Source organism: Nisaea sp. (assembly GCF_040217065.1).
In the GTDB taxonomy this organism is placed as follows: domain Bacteria; phylum Pseudomonadota; class Alphaproteobacteria; order Thalassobaculales; family Thalassobaculaceae; genus Nisaea.
On sequence record NZ_JAVJNX010000008.1, the window covers coordinates 444,948 to 468,066 of the forward strand.

25 protein-coding genes are annotated in these 23,119 nt (G+C 62.6%); 13 read left to right on the forward strand and 12 right to left on the reverse strand.

The window, feature by feature from the left end:
- Positions 1–27: 27 nt before the first annotated feature.
- Positions 28–1,044, reverse strand: a complete 1,017-nt coding sequence (locus tag RH950_RS11165; RefSeq protein ID WP_350056691.1) for a polyprenyl synthetase family protein — start codon at positions 1,042–1,044, stop codon at positions 28–30.
- A gap of 154 nt (positions 1,045–1,198) precedes the next feature.
- On the opposite strand from RH950_RS11165, the gene RH950_RS11170 reads away from it, so the two are divergent.
- Genes RH950_RS11170 through RH950_RS11180 form a run of 3 tightly spaced genes read left to right on the forward strand, consistent with a single transcriptional unit; the run spans position 1,199 to position 3,038 of the window.
- On the forward strand, positions 1,199–1,417 hold the full coding sequence (locus RH950_RS11170; protein ID WP_350056693.1) for a putative signal transducing protein: 219 nt from the start codon (positions 1,199–1,201) through the stop codon (positions 1,415–1,417).
- Positions 1,395–2,168: a tRNA1(Val) (adenine(37)-N6)-methyltransferase gene (locus RH950_RS11175; RefSeq protein WP_350056695.1), complete on the forward strand. Its 774-nt coding sequence runs from the start codon at positions 1,395–1,397 to the stop codon at positions 2,166–2,168. The genes RH950_RS11170 and RH950_RS11175 overlap by 23 nt, the downstream gene beginning before the upstream one ends.
- Positions 2,169–2,180: 12 nt before the next feature.
- Positions 2,181–3,038, forward strand: a complete 858-nt coding sequence (locus RH950_RS11180; protein WP_350056697.1) for a S49 family peptidase — start codon at positions 2,181–2,183, stop codon at positions 3,036–3,038.
- Between the two features lies 1 nt (position 3,039).
- On the opposite strand, the gene RH950_RS11185 is transcribed toward RH950_RS11180, so the two are convergent.
- Complete coding sequence (locus RH950_RS11185; protein ID WP_350056699.1) at positions 3,040–4,023, reverse strand: zinc-dependent alcohol dehydrogenase family protein; 984 nt, start codon at positions 4,021–4,023, stop codon at positions 3,040–3,042.
- Positions 4,024–4,167: 144 nt separating this feature from the next.
- Between RH950_RS11185 and RH950_RS11190 the strand changes: the two genes are divergently transcribed.
- Together RH950_RS11190 and RH950_RS11195 are read left to right on the forward strand one after the other, a co-directional pair.
- The gene (locus RH950_RS11190; protein WP_350056701.1) at positions 4,168–4,698 is read left to right on the forward strand and encodes a GNAT family N-acetyltransferase; all 531 of its coding nucleotides are present in this window, start codon (positions 4,168–4,170) and stop codon (positions 4,696–4,698) included.
- Positions 4,699–4,728: 30 nt separating this feature from the next.
- Positions 4,729–4,956: a hypothetical protein gene (locus RH950_RS11195; RefSeq protein ID WP_350056703.1), complete on the forward strand. Its 228-nt coding sequence runs from the start codon at positions 4,729–4,731 to the stop codon at positions 4,954–4,956.
- Between the two features lie 31 nt (positions 4,957–4,987).
- Here RH950_RS11195 and RH950_RS11200 read toward each other — a convergent pair whose 3' ends face one another.
- Positions 4,988–5,701, reverse strand: a complete 714-nt coding sequence (locus tag RH950_RS11200) for a Fe2+-dependent dioxygenase (protein WP_350056705.1) — start codon at positions 5,699–5,701, stop codon at positions 4,988–4,990.
- Positions 5,702–5,869: 168 nt separating this feature from the next.
- On the opposite strand from RH950_RS11200, the gene RH950_RS11205 reads away from it, so the two are divergent.
- Together RH950_RS11205 and RH950_RS11210 are read left to right on the forward strand one after the other, a co-directional pair.
- Positions 5,870–6,562 carry a GntR family transcriptional regulator gene (locus tag RH950_RS11205; RefSeq protein ID WP_350056707.1) on the forward strand — a complete coding sequence of 231 codons (693 nt, stop codon included), beginning with the start codon at positions 5,870–5,872 and terminating at the stop codon, positions 6,560–6,562.
- A gap of 119 nt (positions 6,563–6,681) precedes the next feature.
- Entirely contained in the window at positions 6,682–7,596 is a 915-nt protein-coding gene (locus tag RH950_RS11210) for a DMT family transporter (protein ID WP_350056709.1), read from the forward strand.
- Between the two features lie 9 nt (positions 7,597–7,605).
- Here the strand turns inward: RH950_RS11210 and RH950_RS11215 are convergent, their stop codons facing one another.
- On the reverse strand, positions 7,606–8,460 hold the full coding sequence (locus RH950_RS11215; protein WP_350056711.1) for a DMT family transporter: 855 nt from the start codon (positions 8,458–8,460) through the stop codon (positions 7,606–7,608).
- 111 nt (positions 8,461–8,571) lie between these two features.
- Here RH950_RS11215 and RH950_RS11220 point away from each other — a divergent pair, with 111 nt between their 5' ends.
- On the forward strand, positions 8,572–9,279 hold the full coding sequence (locus RH950_RS11220; protein ID WP_350056713.1) for a helix-turn-helix transcriptional regulator: 708 nt from the start codon (positions 8,572–8,574) through the stop codon (positions 9,277–9,279).
- A 71-nt stretch (positions 9,280–9,350) separates the two neighbouring features.
- Here the strand turns inward: RH950_RS11220 and RH950_RS11225 are convergent, their stop codons facing one another.
- From RH950_RS11225 to RH950_RS11250, 6 genes are all read right to left on the reverse strand, one after another.
- Entirely contained in the window at positions 9,351–10,319 is a 969-nt protein-coding gene (locus tag RH950_RS11225; RefSeq protein ID WP_350056715.1) for an ABC transporter ATP-binding protein, read from the reverse strand.
- Positions 10,316–11,320: an ABC transporter ATP-binding protein gene (locus RH950_RS11230; protein ID WP_350056717.1), complete on the reverse strand. Its 1,005-nt coding sequence runs from the start codon at positions 11,318–11,320 to the stop codon at positions 10,316–10,318. The genes RH950_RS11225 and RH950_RS11230 overlap by 4 nt, the downstream gene beginning before the upstream one ends.
- Positions 11,321–11,356: 36 nt before the next feature.
- The gene (locus RH950_RS11235; protein WP_350056719.1) at positions 11,357–12,265 is read right to left on the reverse strand and encodes an ABC transporter permease; all 909 of its coding nucleotides are present in this window, start codon (positions 12,263–12,265) and stop codon (positions 11,357–11,359) included.
- Between the two features lie 4 nt (positions 12,266–12,269).
- Complete coding sequence (locus tag RH950_RS11240; RefSeq protein WP_350056721.1) at positions 12,270–13,187, reverse strand: ABC transporter permease; 918 nt, start codon at positions 13,185–13,187, stop codon at positions 12,270–12,272.
- Between the two features lie 99 nt (positions 13,188–13,286).
- The gene (locus tag RH950_RS11245) at positions 13,287–14,804 is read right to left on the reverse strand and encodes an ABC transporter substrate-binding protein (protein WP_350056723.1); all 1,518 of its coding nucleotides are present in this window, start codon (positions 14,802–14,804) and stop codon (positions 13,287–13,289) included.
- A 204-nt stretch (positions 14,805–15,008) separates the two neighbouring features.
- Entirely contained in the window at positions 15,009–16,073 is a 1,065-nt protein-coding gene (locus RH950_RS11250; protein WP_350056724.1) for an Ldh family oxidoreductase, read from the reverse strand.
- 142 nt (positions 16,074–16,215) lie between these two features.
- Between RH950_RS11250 and RH950_RS11255 the strand changes: the two genes are divergently transcribed.
- The 4 genes from RH950_RS11255 (at position 16,216) to RH950_RS11270 (ending at position 19,658) form a co-directional block, all read left to right on the forward strand.
- On the forward strand, positions 16,216–16,698 hold the full coding sequence (locus tag RH950_RS11255) for an ATP-dependent zinc protease family protein (RefSeq protein WP_350056726.1): 483 nt from the start codon (positions 16,216–16,218) through the stop codon (positions 16,696–16,698).
- Entirely contained in the window at positions 16,695–17,600 is a 906-nt protein-coding gene (rimK, locus tag RH950_RS11260; protein WP_350056728.1) for a 30S ribosomal protein S6--L-glutamate ligase, read from the forward strand. Before RH950_RS11255 ends, rimK begins: the two co-directional genes overlap by 4 nt.
- On the forward strand, positions 17,600–18,640 hold the full coding sequence (locus tag RH950_RS11265; RefSeq protein WP_350056730.1) for a succinylglutamate desuccinylase/aspartoacylase family protein: 1,041 nt from the start codon (positions 17,600–17,602) through the stop codon (positions 18,638–18,640). The genes rimK and RH950_RS11265 overlap by 1 nt, the downstream gene beginning before the upstream one ends.
- Before the next feature lie 106 nt (positions 18,641–18,746).
- A complete protein-coding gene (locus tag RH950_RS11270) occupies positions 18,747–19,658 on the forward strand; it encodes an SMP-30/gluconolactonase/LRE family protein (RefSeq protein WP_350056732.1) in 912 nt (303 codons plus the stop codon).
- Here the strand turns inward: RH950_RS11270 and RH950_RS11275 are convergent.
- The gene (locus tag RH950_RS11275; protein WP_350056734.1) at positions 19,655–20,725 is read right to left on the reverse strand and encodes a radical SAM/SPASM domain-containing protein; all 1,071 of its coding nucleotides are present in this window, start codon (positions 20,723–20,725) and stop codon (positions 19,655–19,657) included. The genes RH950_RS11270 and RH950_RS11275 overlap by 4 nt on opposite strands.
- A gap of 199 nt (positions 20,726–20,924) precedes the next feature.
- Between RH950_RS11275 and RH950_RS11280 the strand changes: the two genes are divergently transcribed.
- On the forward strand, positions 20,925–21,884 hold the full coding sequence (locus RH950_RS11280; protein ID WP_350056736.1) for a glucokinase: 960 nt from the start codon (positions 20,925–20,927) through the stop codon (positions 21,882–21,884).
- Here the strand turns inward: RH950_RS11280 and rocD are convergent.
- Positions 21,881–23,089: an ornithine--oxo-acid transaminase gene (gene rocD, locus RH950_RS11285; RefSeq protein WP_350056738.1), complete on the reverse strand. Its 1,209-nt coding sequence runs from the start codon at positions 23,087–23,089 to the stop codon at positions 21,881–21,883. The genes RH950_RS11280 and rocD overlap by 4 nt on opposite strands.
- Positions 23,090–23,119: the final 30 nt, after the last annotated feature.

Consider the following 23,119-nt stretch of genomic DNA (forward strand, 5'->3'; position numbering starts at 1 on the left):
ACGGATCGCGCACCTTGCTGCCGCCGATCAATAGGCCCGCTCGACGCAGAAATCGACAACGTCGATAAGGGAATCCTTGGCCGGGCCGTCCGCGAACAGGCCGAGGGCGTCGCGGGCGATGGCGGCATAGTGCCGGGCCCGCTCAAGGCTGTCGGCCAGCGTGTTGTGCTTTGCCATCAGCGCCTGCGCTCTCGCCAGATCGCCGTCCCGCTGATCCAGCTCTTCCAGGGTGCGGCGCCAGAAGGCGCGTTCCTCATCGTCACCGCGCCGGAAGGCGAGGATCACCGGCAGGGTGATCTTGCCTTCCAGGAAATCGTCCCCGACCGTCTTGCCAAGCTTTTCCTGTTCGGCCGAATAATCCAGCACGTCGTCGACCAGCTGGAAGGCGATGCCGAGATTCATGCCGTAACTTTCCAGCGCCTGCTGTTCCGTCTTCGGCCGTTCGGCGACCACGGCGCCGATCTCGGCGGCGGCGGCGAACAATTTGGCGGTCTTGCCCCGGATCACTTCCAGATAGGCGCTTTCATCAGTCGCCGTGTCGTTCGTGGTGATGAGCTGCTGCACCTCGCCCTCGGCGATCACGGCGGAGGCCTCGGAGAGAATCCGCAGGACCTCGATGGAGCCGTCCGCGGTCATCAGCTGGAAGGAGCGGCTGAACAGGAAGTCGCCGACCAGCACGCTGGCCTGGTTGCCCCAGACCGCGTTCGCCGATTCCTGGCCGCGCCGCAGGTCGCTCTCGTCGACCACGTCGTCATGCAGCAGGGTTGCGGTGTGGATGAACTCGACGCAGGCCGCCAGGCGGATATGCCGGTCGCCGGTGTAGTTGCAGAGCGCCGCGGCGCCGAGCGTGAGCATCGGTCTGAGCCGTTTGCCGCCGGCGGCAATCAGATGCCCCGCCAGCTGCGGAATCAGGGCGACCGGGCTCTGCATATGTTCGATGATGGTCTTGTTGACCCGCTCCAGGTCGGCTTGCACCAGATCTGTCAGGCCCTTGATGGAGGCTTTGCGCTTTCCGCTATCCTCGAAATCCACAACCACGCCCAAGGCAAACTCCGTGTCGCTTGACGGCATTCAATCGCGCAGCGAGCATAGAACCGGTTTTGCGGGGGTCAAGTGTTGCGCCCGCTTCCCGGTGACGCACCGGGGAATATGTGGCGGGCTGGTGCCCGCCGGTCACACCACACCCCAGGGAAATGCCATGAAGGAATTGCTGCGCACGACCGATATTGTCCGGCTCTCCTTCCTGACCGCGCTGCTGCGCGATGCGGGGCTGGAGCCGCTTGTGCTGGACAATCACATGAGCGTGCTCGAAGGCAGTGCCAATGCCATTCCGCGCCGGTTGGCCATACGGGACGAGGATTTCGGCCGGGCGAAAGAGGTGCTGGAGGAATCCGGTGAACAGCTCGACGCGGACTGATCCGGTCATGGAGGTAACGGAGGACAGCCTGCTTGGCGGGCGGGTGCGGTTCCTGCAACCGGTGCGGGGATACCGGGCGGCCATCGATCCCATCCTGCTGGCCGCGTCGGCTGACGTGAAAGGCGGCGACCGGGTTCTGGATCTTGGCTGCGGTGCCGGGGCGATTTCCCTCTGTTTGCTGGCACGGATACCGGATCTCACCGTGACCGGCCTCGAACAATCACCGGAAATGCGCGATATTGCCGTGCGCAATGCCGACCTCAATGGTGTCGCAGACCGGTTCACGCCGCATCTCGGGCAGGTCGAGGCACGGCCCGCTCTGTTCAAGGACGGCGTCTTCGATTTCGTCGTCGCCAATCCGCCCTATCTCGAGGCGGACAGGGCCGACCTGCCGGAAAGCACGCTGAAGGCGGCGGCTCATGTCGAGGGGGATGTGCCGCTCTCCGCATGGGTCGAGGCGGCGTACCGGGCACTGCGCCACAAGGGGCGTCTTGCCATGGTGCACCGGGCCGACCGGCTGGCGGATATGCTGGAGCCGATGCAGCGGCGCTTCGGCGGGTTGCAGGTCCATCCGCTCTATCCGAAGGCCGGGCGCGACGCGAAACGGGTGATCGTGATGGCCCGAAAGGGAGTGCGGACACCGCTTTCCCTTACATCCGGGATGGTGCTGCACAATATGGATGGAAGTTATTCACCGCCGGTCGCGGCCGCCCTGGACGGGGCGGCACTTGCGCTCGGCGCACCGCTTTAGAGGAGATCATCCATGTCTCGCCCGCTCTGGTCGCGGCTGAACCCGTTCGGCCCGAAAGATCCGCAAGTTGCCGTGGTTCGTCTGCATGGCCCCATCGGCGGCGGCTCGTCTTTCCGCCAGGGCCTGTCCATCGACCGGCTGGAAGCGCCGTTGCGCGCCGCCTTCGCCTCCCGCCGGACAACGGCGGTGGCGCTCTCGATCAACTCGCCCGGCGGCTCCCCGGTGCAGTCCGATCTGATCAAGAGCCGGATCGAGGCATTGGCCCGCGAGTTCGACAAGCCGGTCACCGCCTTCACCGAGGATCTCTGTGCGTCCGGCGGCTACTGGATTGCGCTGGGCGCTGACGAGATCATCGCGCATCCATCCTCCATCGTCGGCTCCATCGGCGTGATCACCGCCGGATTCGGTCTGCAGGAGGCCATTTCGAAGCTCGGCATAGAGCGCCGGGTCTACACCAAAGGCACCTCGAAAGGCATGCTGGACCCGTTCCAGGCCGAAAAGCCGGATGATGTCGCCCGGCTCGACGACTTGTTGCAGGATCTCTACGAGTCTTTCAAGGACACGGTCCGGCGCCGGCGCGTCACGAAACTGAAGGGCGATGAGGACGAGCTTTTCAGCGGCGCTGTCTGGACCGGGACGCGGGCGCTGGAAAACGGTCTGGTGGACGGGCTTGGAGAGCTGCGCGGGGTGATGCGGCAGCGGTACGGCGAGGATGTCCGGTTCCGCCGCTATGGGCCCGCACGTTCGCTCTGGCAGCGGCTGCGGCGGGGGACCGATTTTGGCGGCCCCGCAGGCGAGGCGCCGTCACTTGCGCATTCGCTGATCGCCGCGGTTGAGGAACGGCTGCTCTGGAACAGGTTCGGGCTTTAGATCACCCGTTAGGGCGCAGCAGCACCTTGCCGTTCCGTCCTTCGCGCTTGGCGTGGGCCATGGCTTGCTGGATGTCGTCAAGGCCGTACCGGGCCTCGACCGCGACCTTCAGGGTGCCGTCGATGAAATAGCCGCTGAGTTCAGCATACATGTCGTGGATCTGCTTCGGCTGCATGCCGCGCATCAGCTTGGCCAGCCAGAAGCCGGTGAGGGTGATGTCGCGGAAGACGACCTGGTGGGCGTCAAGCGTGCAGGGAACGCCGCTGAGCAGCCCGTAATTGACGATGATGCCGCCTTCGGCGAGACATGCGGCCATGTCATTCACAGCCGTTCCGGCGACGGCGTCGAGGCCGAGCATGATGTCCGCACCGTTGGTCGCCGCCGAGACGCGCGCGGCAAGGTCCGGTCCCTCCAGCACGACCACGTTGGCACCCATGTCATGCAGCGGCTTGATGAGTTCATGCCGGCGCACGACGCTGACCGTATTCAGGCCGCGTTTCCGGGCGAGCTTGATGACGTCGGTGCCGACGCCGGAATTGCCGGCATTCTGCATCACCCAGTCACCGGACTTCAGCGTCACGTAGCTCTTCAGCATCAGCATTGCGGTTGCAGCGTTGACCTTCATCATCGCAGCCTGTTCCGGGTCGATCTCCGGCGGGAGCTTGACCAGCGCGGTCGCCGGAACGGTCAGGCTCTGACTCCAGTTGGCGCGGTGCAGGCTCATCACCAGGTCACCGACCGCGAGGTCCCTGACGCCGCTGCCGACCGCGGTCACGCGTCCGACCCCTTCGATGCCAAGAGGCGACGGTACCGGCGGAACGGCAGCGTAGTTGCCTTCGATGCCAAGGATGTCCGCCGGATTGATGGAGCAGGCGATCAGCTCGATACTGGCTTCACCCTTATCCGGAGGCGGTGCATCGGGAACCTCGCGGCAGATCACCACTTCTTCGGCCGGTCCGATGCGGGACAGTTCAGCGGCTTTCATGCGCTCTCTCCTTCGGGTGATTTCAGGTCAATATACGAGCATAATACAGAAGCCATCTCGCAGAGATTATCGAATACGCCGCCAAATCTACATTATCCGGATGAAATCCCAGCATGTGGAAAGTCTGTTCGCAGTGAGGCAAGGATGAGTGAAACCGTTCCTGAACGGATTGAAACCGAGCGGCTCTTGCTCCGCCGGTTTGGCGAGGCCGACCGCCCGGATATGGTGCGGTTCTATGGCGATGCCGAGGTCATGGCGATTCGCAAATACGGAGCGCGGGATCCGCAGGCAGCCAGTGCGGCGTTCGATGTTCTGGTGGAGCACTGGCGCAGGCATGGTTTCGGTCTTTACGCGGTGATCGAACGGGAAAGCGGTGCGTTCTGCGGGGAATGCGGACTGCGCTACACCGATGACGGGGCAGAGGTGGAGATTTCCTACGGCCTGTTCCCACCATTTCGTGGAAAAGGCTATGCGACCGAAGCGGCGCAGGCGATCCGCAACATAGCGCTCAACGTGCTTGAGCTTCCGGTTCTGGTTGCCCGCTCACGCGGCGACAACCGGGGCTCCCATGCGGTCCTGGAGAAGCTCGGGATGACCTTTGCCGGGAGGCGGGAAAGCCCCGGTCATCCTCACGGCGTGGTCACCTATGTGATCGATCGTAATTCCGGGTCTTGATCTCCCGGGCCGATCCGCTAAAACGGACTGATGTTCAGTATCCAGAAAATCTTCGTGCTCGTCGCCGTGATCGCTGCGATCTGGTACGGCTTCAAGCTCGTGGGCCGGCTCGATGCCGCGCGCAAGCAGAAGCTGAAAGAGGCTGACCGGAATCCGGGCGATGGCAGTGGCGCGCCGCGCAAGAAAGACGATGTCGTCGATCTGGTGCAGAATCCGGATGGCACCTACGGCGCCTCCAAGCGGGACCGCAAGGTCTGACCTCTGCCGGTCAAAGAAGAGTGGCTGCCCGTCAGCGTTGCCGCTTCTGCAGATTGCCGCGGACTTTTTCCAGTTTCAGGGTCAGGAAATTCGCCAGCTGCGGCATCTGTTCGGCATTCTGCGAGACCGCATTCAGGCATTGCAGCAGGTCGGCATTCATCTGGCGCATGAACGGATCCGAAATCTCACTCTGCACCCAGGTAATGGCAACGACGCGCTTGCCGGCGGTCACCGGGTTTACCCGATGGATAGAACTGGTGGAGTAGAGAACAGCGCCGCCGGCCGGCATCTTGAAGCTCGGGGCGAAAGACATGTCGCTGTCGATCACCAGCTCGCCGCCCTGGTAGCTTTCCGGGTCCGAGAGGAAGATGGTCATGGAGAGATCGGAGCGCAGCTCCTCCGGCGTTCCCTTGGACATCACGTTGTTGTCCATGTGATCGCCGTAGCCGCCGCCGGTCTCTGTGCTGGAGACCAGGAAGGTACCGATCTTTGCGGGGGAGGCAAGGAAGGTGAAGAGCAGGGATTCGCGCCTCTGATAATCGCGCAGGACCGTCGTGATCGCGTCCGAGACCTGCACGCGCAGCGCGCTGTCGGCTGCAAGCTCCTGATTGTTTTTCTTGGAGGCTTCGCGGCCCGCAGTCTGTGCGCCGTCAACCCAGCTATCCGGTTCGGCTTCTAGCCGGTTCCGGATTTCGGTGACCAGTTCGGGCGGAAGCAGGTTTGGGATCGGATAGACGTAAGGCATCGTGTTGGGTTCCCTCCAGGCAAGATGACGCGCACCGTAGCCGAGGTGGTCGCCCCGAGCCAGAGACAAGTCAGTGTCCGGCCCATTGGGGTGGGCGCGCGCCGAACCTTCCAGTATCGTTATCGCGATATTTCAGGCGCCGGGGAGACGGCGCGCGAAGGAGGGGCGATGACGCGCAAACGGATGGCGAAGGACGGCGATGCCGCGCCGGCTGGGGAGCCCAGGGGCGAGACCGCCTATCTCAAGCTGAAGGACGCGATCCGCTCAGGCGACCTCAAACCCGGACAGCGGGTCCGGGAGAGCGAGATGGCGGCGCGTCTGGATGTCAGCCGGACGCCGGTACGCGAAGCGTTCCGCCGCCTGGAAGCGGACGGGTTGCTCAGCTTCGCACCCTATCGCGGCATGGTGATCTCCGAGCTCGACCACCAGGCGGTCATGGAGCTGTATTTCATGCGCGAGGTGCTGGAAGGCACTGCTGCCGGACTGGCGGCACGCCGGGCGTCGGAGGCGGAAGTGGCGATCCTGCAGGAAGTCGTGGCCCTGGACCCGGCCGGAACCGGCAAGGGAAAGCCTGCGGCGGTTGCCGGGCACAACCGGCGGTTCCACAGCGGTCTCTATCACGCCGCACATAACAGATACCTGCTGAAAACCCTGAATGTCCTGCAGGATGCCATGGCACTGCTCGGGCCGACCACCATGGAAATCGAGGGCCGGGCGGAGGAAGCGAAGAGCGAGCACGCGGCCATTGTGCAGGCGATCGCCGACAAGGATCCGGAGCGCGCCGAGGATCTGATGCGCAAACATATCCGGGGCGCCCAGAAAGCGCGCCTGCATCTGCTGGCCAGCACGGACCCGGATTAGCCGCCGTCCACATGGTTCCTTGGGGAAAGGGGACGCTTCCGGGTCATTGAGCCCTTTGTCATTTGCGGCGTTTGAAATAATGATAGGCTGCAGCCCGTTATTAATTCCAAATGGCATTCATGCTGATCATTCCCCTGAAAGACCTCCAGAGCCGTTTCAACGCCATCCCGCCCAATGTTCAGGGCATGATCTGGATCGGACTGTCGGGACTGGTCTTTTCCTGTTTCATGGCGATCGTGCGTTATGTCGGCGCCACTCTGGACCCGATCCAGACCGGGTTCCTGCGATACGCCTTCGCGCTGGTCTTCATGGCGCCGTTCTTTTTCAAGCTCCGGCCGTCGGATCTGCGCAGCGCCAAGCTGCCGGTGCATGCCCTGCGCGGTTTCCTGCATGGCAGCGGGGTTTTGCTCTGGTTTTACGCCATGTCGCGGATACCGTTGGCCGAGGTCACGGCCATGGGCTTTACGGCGCCGGTCTATACCACGCTGCTCGCGGCCCTGTTCCTTGGCGAGGTCATCCGCCTGCGCCGGATCATCGCCATCGCGCTCGGGCTGTTCGGCGCTCTTGTCATTATCCGGCCGGGCTTCGAGGTGGTCGACCCGGGGGCGATCGCCATGCTGCTGGCGGCGCCGATCTTTGCCTGCGCCGATATCGTCGCCAAGAAACTGACCGTGACGGAGACCGGCCCCGCCGTGGTGGCCTATCTATCGGTATTCGTGACGATATTCACTCTCATCCCGGCCCTGTATGTCTGGCGGGCGCCGACCGTCGAAGAGCTTGTGCTGGTGGCTGTCACCGCCGGACTGGCGACCATTGGGCATCTGCTGATGACCCAGGGCTTCAAGGTTGCGGAAATGTCGGCGATCCAGCCCATCAAGTTCGTGCAGCTGGTCTGGTCCGCCCTGATCGGCTTCGCGATCTTCGGGGAAGTGCCGGAGATCTTCACCTGGATCGGGGCGGCGATCATTGTCGGCAGCATTTCCTACATCGCACACCGTGAGGCCGTGGCACGGCGCGGGCGCGCCCGGACCTGACGCCCGGAATTATCTCCTGGGCCATTGCGACCAGAAGATGGCCGACAGGATCACACCGCCACCGACAAAGGTCGCTGTCGAAGGCACCTCCGCCAGAAACAGGAATGCCAGCAGTGGCGCCACAGGCGTCTCCAGAGCGCTGAGCAAACCGGTTTCCGCGGATGGGAGCAGCCGCGCGCCAGCCATCAACGTGATGGAAGCAACCGCGAAGACCAGACCGAAGCCGGCCATGGCGGGCATGTATTCGGGGGCGGCATCGAGCGGCGCGGCTGCCAGCAGCGCGACCGGAAGCAGCACGATGGAGGAGAGGGCCGAGGGCATGCCGGTGGGTGTCTCCGGCCAGCGACGGTAGAGCACCATCGACCCCGCCAGAGTCACCGTCATCCAGAGCGCCAGCAGGTCGCCCGTCAGACTGGCGCCGCCAAGAGATCCGCCGAAGATGATGAGAACCCCGGCCAGTGTGGCGCCGCTGGCGAGTATTGTTCTCGTCGTCGGGCGCTCCCGCAGGCAGATCCACGCGAGAATGGCGGCAAGCAATGGCACCGTGGCGTAGATCAGGGCGACATTGGCGATGCTGGTGAGTTTGAACGAGGAAATAAAGGCCGCCGACCCGCTTGCGCCGAGCAGGCTGACAAACAGGGCGGGCCAGCCGAAGCCGGCAAGCTCTTGCCGCAACCCCCCGGTCATCAGCAGATAGCCGAGAGTGAACCCGGCCGCCGCCAGACCGCGCCAGAAGACAATGGTCCAGGCATCTTCCGGCACCCCCTTCGTGAACAGACCGGCCGTGCTGAAGAACAGGACGGAGATGCCGACGAGGCCGACGCCCCGGAGGCGGGGCGTCGGCACAGGCAGATTGATGAGCATGGCGGCAGTTCCTTGGCGGAATGGCTGGACTGGCCACTCAATACCAATCTCCTGCTGACAGCATGCTGTCAGGAATGATTTGTTATTTATCAGTAAGAAAGGCATCGATATATGCGTCCTACTGACAGACTGTTCGAGATCATCCAGATTCTGCGCGGCGCCCGGTCTCCGGTCGTCGCAGCGCGCCTGGCCGAACAGCTTGAGGTCTCGATCCGGACGATCTATCGCGACATCGCGGCGCTTCAGTCCATGCGGATACCCGTCGCAGGCGAGGCCGGGATTGGCTATGTGCTGCAGCGCGGCTATGACCTGCCGCCGATCAATTTCGATATCGAGGAGGCGGAGGCCATTTCCGTCGGATTGTCTATGCTGGCGCGAACAGGCGATATGGGGCTGAAGCGGGCGGCGGAACGCGCGGCGCGCAAGATCAATGCGGCCACACCACTTAGCGAGGCTCTGTTGACCTCAAGCTGGGGCGCGCCGGATCTGGATCTGCTTCCGGAAATTAGGACTGCGATCCGGGAAGAACGTGCCTTGCAGATCGTCTACGCGGACGATTCAGGCTCGCTGACCCGGCGCAAGGTCCTGCCGATCGCCTTGATCTATTACGCCGAGGTTGCCGTGCTGGCGGCCTGGTGCCGGTTGCGGAAGGACTTCCGGCATTTCCGGCCCGACCGGATGCATGAATGCACGCTGCTGGACGAGTTTTTCGAGGGTGAGGGCGGGAGTCTCAGGCGTGCCTGGGAGGCAAGCCGTTCAACTGATCCCGCCGCCAATCGCCTTGCCGGTCAGAGGGCGAATACGGCAAAGACCAGATAATGGTCGGAAGCGGTCTCGTCCGTCGCCCGGGATGTCGGCACCTGTGGCCGGAGCATCGGGTTTCCCAGCCGTCAGGCGTAGAGATGGCACTCCACGCGGCCGTCTGCATCCTGGATCACCGGAGGCTGGTCGACCGAGCAGGGGCCGAATGCCTTGGCGCAACGCGGATGGAAGGTGCAGCCGCTCGGCGGATTGATCGGGTTGGGGAAAGCGATGCCGAGGCCGCTGTCCGGGACGCCGAGGCCGGGCTCGGGCGTCAGCACGGAACTGAGCAGAGCGCTGGTATAGGGATGCCGCGCCGCCTCGAACAGCTTGTCCGTGCCGGTCTCCTCGACAATCCGGCCGAGATACATGACCGCCACCTTGGTGGCGATATGCTCGACCACGGCAAGGTTGTGGCTGATCAGCACGTAGGTCAGGTTCAGCTCTTCGCGCAGATCCATCAGCAGGTTCAGGATCTGGGACTGGACCGAGACGTCGAGCGCGGAAGTCGGCTCGTCGCAGATGACGATTTCCGGCTTCATGATGAGCGCGCGGGCAATGGCGACCCGCTGGCGCTGGCCGCCGGAAAGCTGGTTCGGGTAGCTGTCATAGACCCGGCGCGGCAGGCCGACAATATCGAGGATATCCTCGACGGCTTTCCGCCAGGTCGACGGATCGCCGACCTGATGCACGCGCAGCGGCAGCGAGACGATGGCGCCGATGGTCTTGCGCGGGTTCAACGAGGAATAGGGATCCTGGAAGATCGGCTGGATACGGCGGGAGATCGCTTTCCGGTCGCCGCTCTGGTGGGCCGTCTCTCCATCGATGAAGATTTCACCGGCGGTCGGCAGCTCTAGGCCGAGCAGGATCTTGGCGAGGGTGGACTTGCCGCAGCCGGATTCCCCGACCAGGCCGAGCACGTCGCCCTTGTTGATCTTCAGGGAGATGCCGTTCACCGCATGCAGTGGCTGCTTCGGGCTGAAGATGCCGCGGCGGATCATGTAGGTCTTTGTCACGTCCCGCATTTCGAGGACGGGGGGAGGGGTCTGTCCGGTCATGCCGATACCAGCTCCTTCGCATTGGCTTCACACGTCGACACATCCAGGGTGCAGCGATAGCCGCGCCCCGGGCTCAGCGTGTGGAACGGGTCTTTCATCTCGCATGCGTCATGGGCGAAGCCGCAGCGGTTCCGGAAGCTGCAGCCCTTGATGTCGCCGATCAGGGTCGGGACGATGCCGGGGATGGAGCCGAGGCGGGAGCCGCGCGCGGTCTTGCCGGGCACCGGAATGCAGTCGATCAGGCCCTGGGTATAGGGATGCAGAGGCTGGTTGAAGATCTCGCTGACAGAGCCGGCCTCGACGATCTTGCCGGCATACATCACCGCCACCTTGTCGGCGACGCGGGCGACCACGCCGAGATCGTGGGTGATCAGAATCAGGGCAGAGTTGAATTCCTTCCGCAGCTCGGCCAGCAGGTGCAGGATCTGCGCCTGGATGGTGACGTCGAGCGCCGTGGTCGGCTCGTCCGCGATGATCAGTTCCGGATCGCACATCAGCGCCATGGCGATCATCACGCGCTGGCGCAACCCGCCGGACAGCTGGTGCGGATATTGTGAGAGACGGCTGGCAGCGGCGGTGATGCCGACCCGCTCCAGCAAGTAGATCGCGCGCTCGCGGGCTTCCTTGTCGCTCGACTTCTTGTGCCGGAGGTACGGCTCCATCAACTGGTTGCCGATGGTGTAGGCCGGGTTCAGCGAAGTCATCGGCTCCTGGAAGATCATGGCCATCCGGTTGCCACGAATGGCCGCCAGTTCCCGCTCGTTCAGGCTGAGCAGGTCCGTGCCGGTGAATTCCATCTTGGCCGCGTTGATCTTCGCCCGCTTCGGCAACAGGCCCATGATGGACAGGGACGTGAGGGATTTGCCGCAGCCAGATTCGCCAACAATGCAGAGCGTTTCTCCCTTATTGACAGAGAAATCGATGCCGCGAACCGCATGCAGGTCGCCTGTCGGGACCGGGATGTCGACTGTGAGGCCAGTGACTTCAAGAACGGCTGACACGCTTCGCTCCAATTTGGAAATCTCGGGGGGATTGCATCAGTTTCTATTCTCCGGTGCAGTGACGTCACGGATGCCGTCGCCAACCAGGTTGATTGCGAGCACCAGCAGGAAGAGGGCGACGCCCGGAATGGTGATCATCCAGGCTTCGAAGAGGATGTAGTCCTTGCCTTCCGACACCATCAGCCCCCAAGAGGGCAGTGGCGGCTGCACGCCCATGCCGAGGAACGACAGTGCCGCTTCGAGCAGGATCGCGTGGGCCATTTCAAGGGTCGCGACCACAATCAGGTTGTTCATGATATTCGGCATGATTTCGGTCAGCAGAATGCGCGGTGTTGAACAACCGACGGCCTTGGCCGCGGCGACATAGTCCATTTGCCGGATTTGCATGGTTGCCGACCGCATGACCACGGCATAGCGATCCCAGAGCAGCAACCCAAGCACGCTGATCACGACCGTAAGAGATCCGCCGATCAGGGCGACGACGGCGAGCGCGACGAGCACGACAGGCATGGAGAGGCGCACGGTGATAAGGAAAGTCACCACCATGTCGACGCGGCCGCCGAAATAGCCTGCGGCCACACCCAGTGTGGTGCCGATGACGCCAGAAATGAAGGCAGCGGCGAAACCGATCAGCAGGGATATCTGGGCGCCGTACATGATGCGGGAGAGGTAGTCCCGGCCAAGCTGATCTGTGCCGAGCACGTGTTTCCAGTCGCCCGTCGTCCACACAGGCGGCTTCACGCGGGCCAGCAATTCCTGGAAATAGGGATCGTGAGGCGCCAGAAACGGCGCCGATAGGGCCATCAAGAAAATGATGACGAGAATGCCGCCGCCGATCATCAGGCCCCGGTGGCCAAAGATGCGACGTCTCAGCTGTTGGCCCGGTGTCGGTCCGACGATGTCTTCCGCAGCGGGCAGGCCACGATTGGCGATAGTTGTGGTCATGATCTCAACCCACCCGGATACGCGGATCGAGCCAAGCGTTCAGCAGATCCGAAAGAAACGTCAGGACGATGTAGAAAAGCGAGAAAACCAGCACCACGGCCTGCACAACCGGCAGGTCGTTCCGTCCAATCGATTCCCAGGCGAGGTACCCGGCACCATGCAATGCGAAGATGCTCTCGATCACAATGGAACCGCCGAGCATGAAGCCGAACTGGACGGCGGCGAGCGATACGACGGGGATCACGGCGTTGCGCAGGGCGTGTTTGAAGAGAATGACGTGCTGTGGCAGTCCCTTGGCCCGGGCCGTGCGGATATAATCAGAGCCCAGAACCTCCAGCATACCGGTCCTGGTCAATCGCATGATGGCCGGTGTCGCATAGTAGCCGAGCACAATGGTCGGCAGGACGAAGTGCAGCCAGGTCTCCGACCCGGTGGTCGGAAAAACCGGATACCAGACAGCGAACATGACGATCAGCACCAACGCGAACCAGAAGCTCGGCATGGCCTGCCCAACGACAGAAATACCGAGGGCAAGGCGATCAAGCAGGCTGTTCGGGCGCATGGCGGCCAGCACTCCGAGGGGGATCGACAACAGGATCGCAAAGCTGATGGCCGAGACACCGAGGGTCATGGAGACGGGCAGGCGCTCCAGCAGCAAGTCGGCAACAGGGATCCTGAAGTAGAAACTCTGGCCGAAATCGCCTTGGAACGCGTTGAGTGCCCATTCGAAATACTGCACCACGATCGGACGATCGAAGCCGTAAAGCTTCTCGATGTACTCGATGTCGGCGTCGCTGGCCGTCTCGCCGGCCATGGCGATGGCCGGATCGCCGGCGAGATAGGTCAGCGAGAACGTAATGGCTGACACCGTCATGGCGACGAGCAAGGCCAGAAGCAGACGTTTCAGGGTATAGACCAGCATGCCTCAAATCCCGTAAGGCCGGGTTTTACCAGCTCGGATTGTAAGTAAGAACCCCCGCCCCGGCATTCAGGCCGGGGCGGGGGCGAAAAGATGGTGTGGTTACTTCCAGGATGCCGTGAAGAACCGCGGAATCTCGTCGGATGTCGGCGTGAAATCGACGTCGTTCGAGAAGGCGTAGTTCGTGTTGTAGGACCACAGCGGCAACCAGTAGGCCTGCTCGGCGATCAGCTTGAGAGCTTCGCTATAGGCCTGCTTGCGGACCGCCGAATCGACGGTGGTATCGCCCTTCTGCAGCAATTCCTTCACTTTCGGGTCGAGGGCAAGGTCGTCCTTGCCGTGGGTGAAGAAGTGGCTGGTGATCGCCGACACATCGTTGATCGAGTAGGAGCCCCAGGTCATGAAGGCCATCGGGACTTCCTTGGAGCGGATCTTGTCACGCAGAGCGGCGTACTTCAGATAACCGAAGTTGGCCTTGATCCCGACCTGGCTCAGGAAATTGAGCATCGCTTCGGCATAGTCGCGGTTCCGGTAGGCATAGAAATCAATGCTGAAACCATCCGGATATCCGGCTTCCGCCAGCAAGGCTTTCGCCTTCGCCGGATCGTAGGGATACTTGGTCACATCGGTTTCGCAGCCAAACTGGCTCGGGAAGCATGCGGAATTCACCACCTGCGACTTGCCGCGGACCAGCGCCTCGACAATGGCTTTCCGGTCTATGGCATAGGAAATCGCCTTGCGAACCAGCGGGTTCTTCAGCGGTGTGTCGCCCGTGATACCCGCTGCATCCATGGTGATGTAGCCGATGCGGAAGGTTTCCTCGTTGACGATCTGGACCTTGCCGGAGGATTTTAGGCGGTCGGCCTGGTCGGCGGGAACCCGCCACATCCAGTCGGCCCGGCCAGACAGAAGCTCTGCGATCTGGGTGTTGCGTTCCGGTATTGTGCGCTGGACAATCTTTCCGATGGTCGGCGTGCCTTTCGGCCCGTCCTTCATGTAGCCATCGAATTTCTCCCAGACGATCTTCCTGCCTGGTTCCACTTCGGTAATCTTGTACGGGCCGGAGCCGACGGGCTTCTGGCCCATGCCGTCCGGGCCGACTTTGGAATAATAGTCCTGCGGGTAGATCGGGACGGATCCGGAAACAAACTCAAGCGCTGCCGGGAACGGTTCTTTCAGCATCACCTGGACTGTGTACTTGTCCAGTTTCTTGGCTTCCTTGATCCAGTTCACATTACGCTGGGTTTTCACGCCGCTATCCGGATTGGCAACCCAGTTATACGTGAAGACCACGTCGTCGGCGTCAAGCTCTTCGCCATTGTGGAAGGTGAGGCCTTCGCGGAGCTGGAACTCCAGCGTGGTATCATCGACCCACTTGAAGGACTTAGCGATCAGCGGCACGTAATCCATCGTCTTCGGATCGCGGTACAGCAAACCGTCCCAGGTCAGGCGGGTAACAATGATGCCTTCACGGGCGGTGTTGAAGTAGCTGTCCACATTCTCCAGTTCGCGTTCCCAGACGATGTTCAGTGTGTCGTCTGCCTTGCCAGCGTGAGCCGCCGGAATGGCAGAGACAAGCGCCAGCGAAGCCAACGCTGACGCAGCAAGAAATTTCTTCATGTCCACTCCTGTTCGTTAGGCCGGTTTCTGGACTGCGAGCGAGAGATATGCGGGCTGCGCAGCCGTCGGACTGACTGTCCGGACCGATTTGAGGTGACAGCATTGCAGGCTAAAATTCTCATTGCAAGAATTTGGGGCAGAGATCCCATACAGAAATTCCGCCCGACAATATTATTGATTGTATGTGTCGGGATGTGGGTTCCCTTATGCGCGTGCCGATGAGGCGGGGGGTGTGATTTCATATTTTCGTGCCCATGGTTGCAGCGCCTCCATGATGCCGGAATAAAGCTTTAGGCCGTTTTCCTGAGCGTGGCGGCGCTTCCTGAGCGCGTTCTGGCCTGGCAGGCGTACGGGGATGCCGGCCGTTGCGGGTTTGTTGCCGAGGCATTTCGCGACGATATGGTCGACCTGCCGGTTGAAGGCCGCGACCCCGGCAAAGGCTGTCGGGTCGCTTACCTGGACAAAGACGCTGGCGCCCCAGCCCTCCGCCGGATCGGCGCGGCCATGGCCCGCGAGCCCCTGGGTCAGCGCCTCGATCATCAGGGCAAGGCCGTATCCCTTGTGTCCGTATTCTTGACCGCCGATCGGCAGGATCGTGCCCGGGGGATCTGTGAACAGCACCCCCGGATCGTCGCACGCCACGCCGTCAGCGTCCTGAACCCATTTGCCCGGCAGCTTCTTGCCCTCCCCGTGCAATCGGCCGGTCAGTCCGTTCGTGGTGATCGAGGCGCTGGTATCGATCAGGATCGGATCGCCGCTGGTTGGAATGCCGATGGCGATCGGATCGGGCGTGAAGAGAGGTTCCGTGCCGCCATAGGGCGCCACACTGGCCACGGCCGGGTCCGAACAGGCGATCTGGACCATGCAGCCCGCCCGCGTCGCCCGTTCCAGAAAGACAGCGAGACACGCAATATGATGGCTGCGCCGGATGGCGATGCTCGCCGTGCCGTAGAGCCTGGCGCGCTCGACCGCGCTGTCCACGGCGCGGGCGGTGAGCCAGACGCCGGGAAGCCGGCGGCCGTCCCAGGTCGCGACGGCGCCGCGATCGCTCAGTATTTCCGGGCCGCCTTGCCTGCGCATTGTCCCGTCTTCGAGCGCATTCAGATATGGCGCGCAGAGTTGCAGGCCATGCGTGGTATGTCCCATCATGTCAGCCTCGACCAATGCCGAAGCGATGGTTTCCGCCTTGTCCGCTTCAAGGCCGGCTGCCTTGAAGAGAGACGTCGCAAAGCCGACCAGCGCGTCGGTGTCCCAGTGCAGTTCCGTCATTCCCGGTTCTCCCCTTTTCTCCAGCGCGTCCGCGGGCCGTTAACGCCTGCGGTTCTGGCGCTATCATCCTTGTATGGCCGCTGGGTTGCGGTAAGCTCCCGGGCCATACCGGTTTCCGGTCAGGCTATTGCGGATTTTGTCGTTGAAGAAGAAAAAGTCATTTGCCGGTCCGGAAGTCATAGGCTGGCGTGAGATGGTCGGCTTGCCGGATTACGGCATCAAGACCCTCGCGGCGAAGATCGATACCGGCGCGCGGACTTCGGCCCTGCATGCCGTCGACCAGAGGATTTTTGAAAAGGACCACCAGATCTGGGTCCGGTTCATCATCCCGATTCCCAACCGGCGCCGGGGCATCCGGGTGGAAGCGCCGGTCAGTGACGAGCGGGACATCAAGAATACGGGCGGTGTTCCGGAGCGCCGGCTGATTGTTCGCACCGCGCTGGTGCTTGGGCGCCATCACTGGCACATAGACGTCTCGCTCGCGAACCGGGAGAAGATGGAGTTCGACCTGATCCTCGGACGGACTGCCGTCCGGGACCGCGGGATGCTCGTCAACCCGCGTCGATCCTTTCTGCTTGGTGACCCGGCACCACCCACTTCCGCCGAAAGGGAGGAAGAGCGATGAAGATCGTCATGATGGCTCGCAACCCGAACCTCTATTCACACAAGAGACTGAAGGAGGCGGCGGAAGCGCGCGGGCACGAGTTCGATATCGTGAACACGTTGCACTGTTACATGAACATTGCCTCCCGGCGCCCGGAGATATTCTACAACGGTCAGAAGTTGCCGAAATACGATGTGGTCATTCCCCGCATCGGGGCGTCCGTGACGTTCTACGGCCTTGCCGTACTGCGGCAGTTCGAGATGATGGGCGTCTATCCGCTGAACGAGTCGGTCGCCATCGGCCGGTCGCGCGACAAGCTGCGGTCCATGCAGCTTCTCGCGCGGGACGGTATCGGACTGCCCGTGACGACGTTTGCACACGATCCCAAGCAGACCGAGGAGGTGCTGAAGCTGGCTGGCGCCGCGCCGCTCGTGGTCAAGCTTCTGGAGGGAACCCAGGGGATCGGCGTCGTGCTGGCTGATTCCGACCGGTCCGCGAAGTCGGTGATCGAGGCCTTCCGGGGGGCTGGCGTGAATATTCTGGTCCAGGAATTCATCAAGGAGGCAGGTGGCACGGACATTCGGGCCCTGGTGGTCGGCGGAAAGGTCATCGCGGCCATGCAGCGTACCGGTGCGGACGATGATTTCCGCTCGAACCTGCATCGGGGCGGCAGCGCCAAGGCAATCCGCATCTCGCCGGAGGAGCGGGCCACGGCAATCCGTTCGGCCAAGACCCTCGGCCTGAATGTCTGCGGTGTCGACATGCTGCGCTCGAATCACGGGCCGGTGGTGATGGAGGTGAATTCCTCGCCCGGCCTTGAAGGGGTGGAGAAGGCGACCGGCATTGATGTGGCGGGCAAGATCATCGAGCATATCGAAGCCCGTGCGAAGGCCGGCAAAACCAAGACAATGGGCAAGGGCTGATGGCAAGGCGCGCGGATTTCGTCATCGGCGGTGTCTCGGTCGCTGCGGGTACCAGGCAGACCGTCGACCTGCCTGTCAGCGTTCTGTCGGACCACACCCAGGTGAACCTTTCGGTGCATGTCGTCCATGGCCGCCGGCCGGGGCCGACGCTGTTCGTCAGTGCGGCAGTGCATGGTGACGAGGTGATCGGGGTGGAAATCGCCCGCAGGCTGCTCCGCTCGCCTCAGCTGAGTACGGTCAGCGGCACGTTGATGGTTGTCCCGATCGTGAACACTTTCGGCTTCCTGAACCATTCCCGCTACATGCCCGACCGCCGGGACCTTAACCGCAGTTTCCCGGGCGGCGAGAAGGGCTCCCTCGCCGCCCGGCTCGCAAACCTCTTCATCACCGAGGTGGTGCATCGTTCCGACCTCGGCATCGACCTGCATTCCGCGGCGATTCACAGAACCAACATGCCGCAGATTCGGATTTCTCCGGCGCATGAGGGCTCGCTGGCCTATGCAGAAGCCTTCGGCGCGCCCGTGGTGATCATTGCAAAACTCCGCGACGGCTCGCTCCGGGCGGCGGCGAAGGCGCGCGGCATCGATATCCTGCTCTATGAAGCAGGCGAAGGATTGCGCTTCAATGAACAGTCCGCACGGGTCGGTGTGGCCGGCATTCTTCGTGTCATGAAGGAAATGGGCATGATCCGGTCACGCGGTGTCACCAAGCCGCGGGCACAGCCGGTTCGTGTCTATAACAGCGGATGGCAGCGGGCCCCCGTCGGTGGACTGCTCCGTGTCTTCAAGGGGACGAGCGAATATGTCACCGAAGGCGATCTTCTCGGCGTGATTTCCGATCCGTTCGGGATCGTCGAGATCCCGGTTCTGGCGGAGATGTCCGGAATCATTATCGGGCGTACGAACTTGCCGGTCGTGAACGAAGGCGATGCGCTCTTTCACATTGCCGAAACGCTCAGTCACAAACCGGAAGCGACCATTGATCGGCTTGCGACCCAGCTCGAGGCGGATCCGTTGTTCGACGAAGACGAAATCATCTGACCGGATGCGTCTGCGCCCGGACCTGGAGATGATTTCGGGAAAAATGAGGAGACCTCGGCTTCCATATACGTGAGAATATTCTGGGTTTGGTGCCGGGGGATAAACGGTGAGCGTGAGTGATTTCGAGATCCGCGACGAGCGTTTCCGCAGATGCGTGAAGACGATCGAGACGGTCGAGCAGATCTGGACCGGCGGGAAATGGACCGAGGGTCCGGTCTATGTTCCGGCCTACAAATCGCTGATCTGGAGCGATATCCCCAATGACCGCCGCCTGCGCTGGGATGAATGCAGCGGCGCGGTCGGCGAGTTCCGCGTCAACGAGGGCGCCAATGTGAACGGCAGCACCCTGGATCGCGCGGGCCGGGTGATCTGTTGCGAGCATGGCAGCCGGAGCGTCACGCGCATGAACCATGATGGCTCCATCGAGACGCTGGCCGACCGGTTCGAGGGAAAGAAGTTCAACAGCCCGAACGATGTGGTTGTGAAATCGGACGGGTCGATCTGGTTCACGGATCCGGCCTACGGCATTGAATCCGACTATGAGGGGTTCGAGGGTGAAGAGGAAATCGGCGGGCAGCATGTCTACCGGATCGACGGCGGGACGGGCGCGATCACCCGTGTCACGGACGATTTCACCTGCCCGAACGGCCTGGCCTTCTCGCTCGACGAGACGAAGCTCTACATCGCGGACAGCGGGGCGACGCGCTATCCGGGCGCGCCACGGCATATCCGCGTGTTCGATGTCACGGAGGACAACCGACTCCGGGGCGGTGGCGTCTTTGCCGAATGCGAGAACGGTGTCTTCGACGGATTCCGCTTCGATAACAAGGGCCGGATCTGGACCAGCGCGGCGGACGGCGTGCATTGCTACGACGCTGACGGCACCCTGATCGGCAAGGTGTTCGTTCCGGAAATCGTCTCGAACCTCTGTTTCGGCGGACCAAAACGGAACCGCCTTTTCATCACCGCGACAAAAAGCGTCTACACAGTCCTGCTGGCAACGAGCGGCCCACGCTAATCGGCGGCGTCCTGGCTCCTGAGTGTCAGTCGCTTGAGCCGGGCCTCTTCGAGCACATCCGCCAGCACCTCGGTGTGGAACCGGTCGCAGCCGATGCAGAGATTGCGGTAGGGCTCACCTTTCACGGTGATGGTCTCCGACTTCTTCAGGAAGGTTTCGACATCCCAGCCATGGGCGATGCCCATGCGTTCCGGATGGCCCATCGAGATCGCCTCGAAGGCCGGATGGCCGACCAGACTGTCGATGATATCCTCCAACCGCTCTTCGGTCAGATTACCGAGCGGCGCCTTGGTCTTCAGACAGCAGGGGAAGACATCGCCGTTCGGGTCGATGGAGACTTCCGAGCCGGAATAGCGCCGGTTCAGGAAGTTCAGGCCACCGGACCAGGCATTGCAGAAATTGTCGCTGATCGTGGCTTTCGACAGGCCGTTTTTCCAGGCCCGGCCGCGCGGCCAGATCTTCCCGATCCAGGCATCGTCGGTCGCGCCGAAGAAGGAGAAGGCCGGGCCGTCATCTTCCCAGGCGCGGCGGGACGGCTCGTGCGCGAAGTCGCGCATGCCGGCGGCCTTGAACCAGGTGGTGAGCTGTTCCTGCAGCGGCACGCGCTTCTCACCCTCCATGCCGACATGGAAATCGTCCATCCCGGCAACCGAGATCATGTAAATGCCGCGCTCCAGCAACTCGTCGATGATCTTCTCGGTCAGCAGGTCGCCGGTGGTCTGAACCACCAGCCGGACTCCACCCTGCGCCTTGTACTTGTCCCGGATCATTTCCAGCGCGGGATAGAGAATGCTCTCGCGCACGGGGTCGATCAGCACCTCGCCGCCGGAGACGATGATTCGGCTGTTCCGCTCGACATAACCGCCTGGCGCGGAATCGTCCGGCTGCTCCAGATCGAGATAGGTCAGTCGTTCCGGCAGGTTCCGGATGATCCGGGGGAAATTCTCCTCAGCCGCGCTGACAACCGCTTTCAGCTCGTCGCGGACATAGGGCCGGAACTTGTCTTCGTAGCAATGCTTGCACCGCCGATGACAGGCCCATGAGAGGGCGTAATAGATACTTTCCATTGGCTTTTCCCGATTACATATGCCGATGCATATGCCTGCTCCGGCTCCCCATGTGAAATCACGCCTCCGTCAGAGACCTGCGGCCCGCTCCGGCAAGAGCGGACCGTCGATGGCCACATGCAGTCGACCAGGAAGCTCCCTCCGGTTGCGTGGGGTGGCGGCTTCCGGTACCCCAAGAGAGTGGTTTTCAGAGGTGCGGATGACGGCGAAAACACTAGTCGGCGATCTCGGCGGCACAAATCTGCGGCTCGCCCTGACCGACGGCATGGCGCTCGAAGCCGAGATACGGTTCCTGACAGCAGAGCATGAGGGGCTTGAGAGTGCGCTCGATGCGTATCTGGACGGGCTTCCTGCCGGGCATCGTCCATCGAGTGCCATCCTCGCCGTGGCCGGCCCCGTTTCCGGCGATCGCTTCACATTGACCAATTGCCCCTGGAGCTTCTCCCGGCATGCCGTTGCGGAACGCTACGGATGGAGCCGTTTCGTGCTGCTGAACGATTTTTCCGCCGTTGCCGCCGGTCTGCCCTATCTGCAGAAACAGGACCTGGAACAGATCAAGGACGGTACCGTGCTGCCCGGCGCGCCCAAGCTGGTGCTTGGACCGGGGACCGGTCTCGGTGTCGGGGTTGCGGTTCCGTCAGAGAATGGCTGGACCATGATCGAGGGTGAAGGCGGGCATGTCAGCTTGCCGGCTGGCAATGCGGAAGAGGCCGACCTGATGCAGAGGCTTGGGAACGGCGATGTGCCTGTCTCCGCTGAAGAGGTGCTGTCCGGCTCCGGGCTTGTGGCCCTGTTCAATGCCATTGCGGAGCGGGATGGGCGTGCGGACCGGGTTGGCGCCGGCGCCGATGTTGTGGCGCGGCTCACCGGCGACGCGTGCCCGGTGGCCTGCGCGGTGATGGATCGGTTTTCCAGCTTCCTGGCGGGAGTCGCCGCGAACGCCGCCCTGACCGTCGGTGCCCGCGGCGGCGTCTACCTAACAGGCGGCGTGCTCGCGCATGCGGGCGCCGCTTTCCGGGAGGATCTGTTCCGGGACCGCTTCACCGCGAATGCCCGCATGGCGGATTACCTTGCCGCCATCCCCGTCTATCGCATCCGGCATCCGGAGCCGGGTCTGTTCGGGCTCCGGATGCTGGCGCGCGGCGTGTCCGGCGCTTAGTGAACGTTGGTCAGTACGTCCTGGAAACGCTCCAGCGCCCAGTCGACCTGATCGCGGGTGATGACCAGCGGCGGGGCGATGCGGATGGAATGTTCGTGCGTGTCCTTCGCCAGAATGCCGCGCTCCTTCAGGGCCTCGCAGTACTTCTTGGCGCCGCCTGCTTCCGGCTGCAATTCGACCGCCAGCATTAGGCCACGGCCGCGGATTTCCTTCACCGCGTTGGAGCGGATGTCTTCCAGGCCGGCCTTGAAATAGGCGCCCTGTTCGGCGGAATTCTCGATCATGCCCTCGCTCACCAGTACATCGAGCGCGGCCCGGGCGATGGCACAGGCAAGCGGGTTGCCACCGAAGGTCGAGCCATGCTGGCCCGGCTGCAGCACGCCGAGAACCTCGGTGTTCGAAAGCACGGCAGAGACCGGATAGAAGCCGCCGGACAGCGCCTTGCCGACCAGTGTCACGTCCGCCTCGATCTCTTCATGTTCCTCCGCCAGCATCTTGCCGGTGCGGCCGAGGCCTGACTGGATCTCGTCCAGAATCAGCGTGATATTGTGCTCGGTGCAGAGGGCCCGCATCCGCTTCAGGTAGCCTGCGGGCGGAATGATCACGCCTGCCTCGCCCTGGATCGGCTCGATCAGCACGGCAACTGTGTTCTTGGTGATGGTCTGCTCGAAAGCCTCGATGTCGCCGAACTTGACGACCCGGAAGCCCGGCGCGAACGGGCCGAAGCCGCCGCGCGCTACCGGATCGGTGGAGAAGCCAACGACGCCGATGGTGCGGCCATGGAAATTGTTCGAGAAGACGATGATTTCGGCCTGGTTCTCCTCCACGCCCTTCTGCTCGTATCCCCATTTGCGCACAGCCTTGATGGCGGATTCGACCGCCTCGGCGCCGGAATTCATCGGCAGCACCTTGTGGGAGCCGGTCAGCCGGGCGATGTCCTCGTAGAAACCGGCGAGCTGATCATTGTGGAAGGCGCGGGAGGTCAGGGTGATGCGTTTCGCCTGCGCGACCATCGCCTCGAAGATCTTCGGGTGGCAGTGGCCCTGATTGACTGCCGAGTAGGCGGAAAGGCAGTCGAGATACTGCTTGCCGTCCACGTCCCAGACATGCACGCCTTCGCCCCGGGCCAACACCACGTCCAGCGGCTTGTAATTATGCGCGCCGAGGCGCTGTTCTGTGGCGATGAAGTCTGCGGCGTTTGCCATGATTATCTCCGTGGTTCGGGAACTCAGAAA

Coding starts and splice junctions, on each gene's coding strand:
- RH950_RS11180 (WP_350056697.1), top strand. CDS start 2,181: ATGTCTCGCCCGCTCTGGTCGCGGCTGAACCCGTTCGGCCCGAAAGAT.
- RH950_RS11220 (WP_350056713.1), top strand. CDS start 8,572: ATGCGTCCTACTGACAGACTGTTCGAGATCATCCAGATTCTGCGCGGC.
- RH950_RS11225 (WP_350056715.1), bottom strand. CDS start 10,319: ATGACCGGACAGACCCCTCCCCCCGTCCTCGAAATGCGGGACGTGACA.
- RH950_RS11280 (WP_350056736.1), top strand. CDS start 20,925: ATGACGGCGAAAACACTAGTCGGCGATCTCGGCGGCACAAATCTGCGG.
- RH950_RS11185 (WP_350056699.1), bottom strand. CDS start 4,023: ATGAAAGCCGCTGAACTGTCCCGCATCGGACCGGCCGAAGAAGTGGTG.
- rimK (WP_350056728.1), top strand. CDS start 16,695: ATGAAGATCGTCATGATGGCTCGCAACCCGAACCTCTATTCACACAAG.
- rocD (WP_350056738.1), bottom strand. CDS start 23,089: ATGGCAAACGCCGCAGACTTCATCGCCACAGAACAGCGCCTCGGCGCG.
- RH950_RS11205 (WP_350056707.1), top strand. CDS start 5,870: ATGACGCGCAAACGGATGGCGAAGGACGGCGATGCCGCGCCGGCTGGG.
- RH950_RS11245 (WP_350056723.1), bottom strand. CDS start 14,804: ATGAAGAAATTTCTTGCTGCGTCAGCGTTGGCTTCGCTGGCGCTTGTC.
- RH950_RS11235 (WP_350056719.1), bottom strand. CDS start 12,265: ATGACCACAACTATCGCCAATCGTGGCCTGCCCGCTGCGGAAGACATC.
- RH950_RS11210 (WP_350056709.1), top strand. CDS start 6,682: ATGCTGATCATTCCCCTGAAAGACCTCCAGAGCCGTTTCAACGCCATC.
- RH950_RS11265 (WP_350056730.1), top strand. CDS start 17,600: ATGGCAAGGCGCGCGGATTTCGTCATCGGCGGTGTCTCGGTCGCTGCG.
- RH950_RS11200 (WP_350056705.1), bottom strand. CDS start 5,701: ATGCCTTACGTCTATCCGATCCCAAACCTGCTTCCGCCCGAACTGGTC.
- RH950_RS11190 (WP_350056701.1), top strand. CDS start 4,168: ATGAGTGAAACCGTTCCTGAACGGATTGAAACCGAGCGGCTCTTGCTC.
- RH950_RS11240 (WP_350056721.1), bottom strand. CDS start 13,187: ATGCTGGTCTATACCCTGAAACGTCTGCTTCTGGCCTTGCTCGTCGCC.
- RH950_RS11250 (WP_350056724.1), bottom strand. CDS start 16,073: ATGACGGAACTGCACTGGGACACCGACGCGCTGGTCGGCTTTGCGACG.
- RH950_RS11215 (WP_350056711.1), bottom strand. CDS start 8,460: ATGCTCATCAATCTGCCTGTGCCGACGCCCCGCCTCCGGGGCGTCGGC.
- RH950_RS11170 (WP_350056693.1), top strand. CDS start 1,199: ATGAAGGAATTGCTGCGCACGACCGATATTGTCCGGCTCTCCTTCCTG.
- RH950_RS11195 (WP_350056703.1), top strand. CDS start 4,729: ATGTTCAGTATCCAGAAAATCTTCGTGCTCGTCGCCGTGATCGCTGCG.
- RH950_RS11275 (WP_350056734.1), bottom strand. CDS start 20,725: ATGGAAAGTATCTATTACGCCCTCTCATGGGCCTGTCATCGGCGGTGC.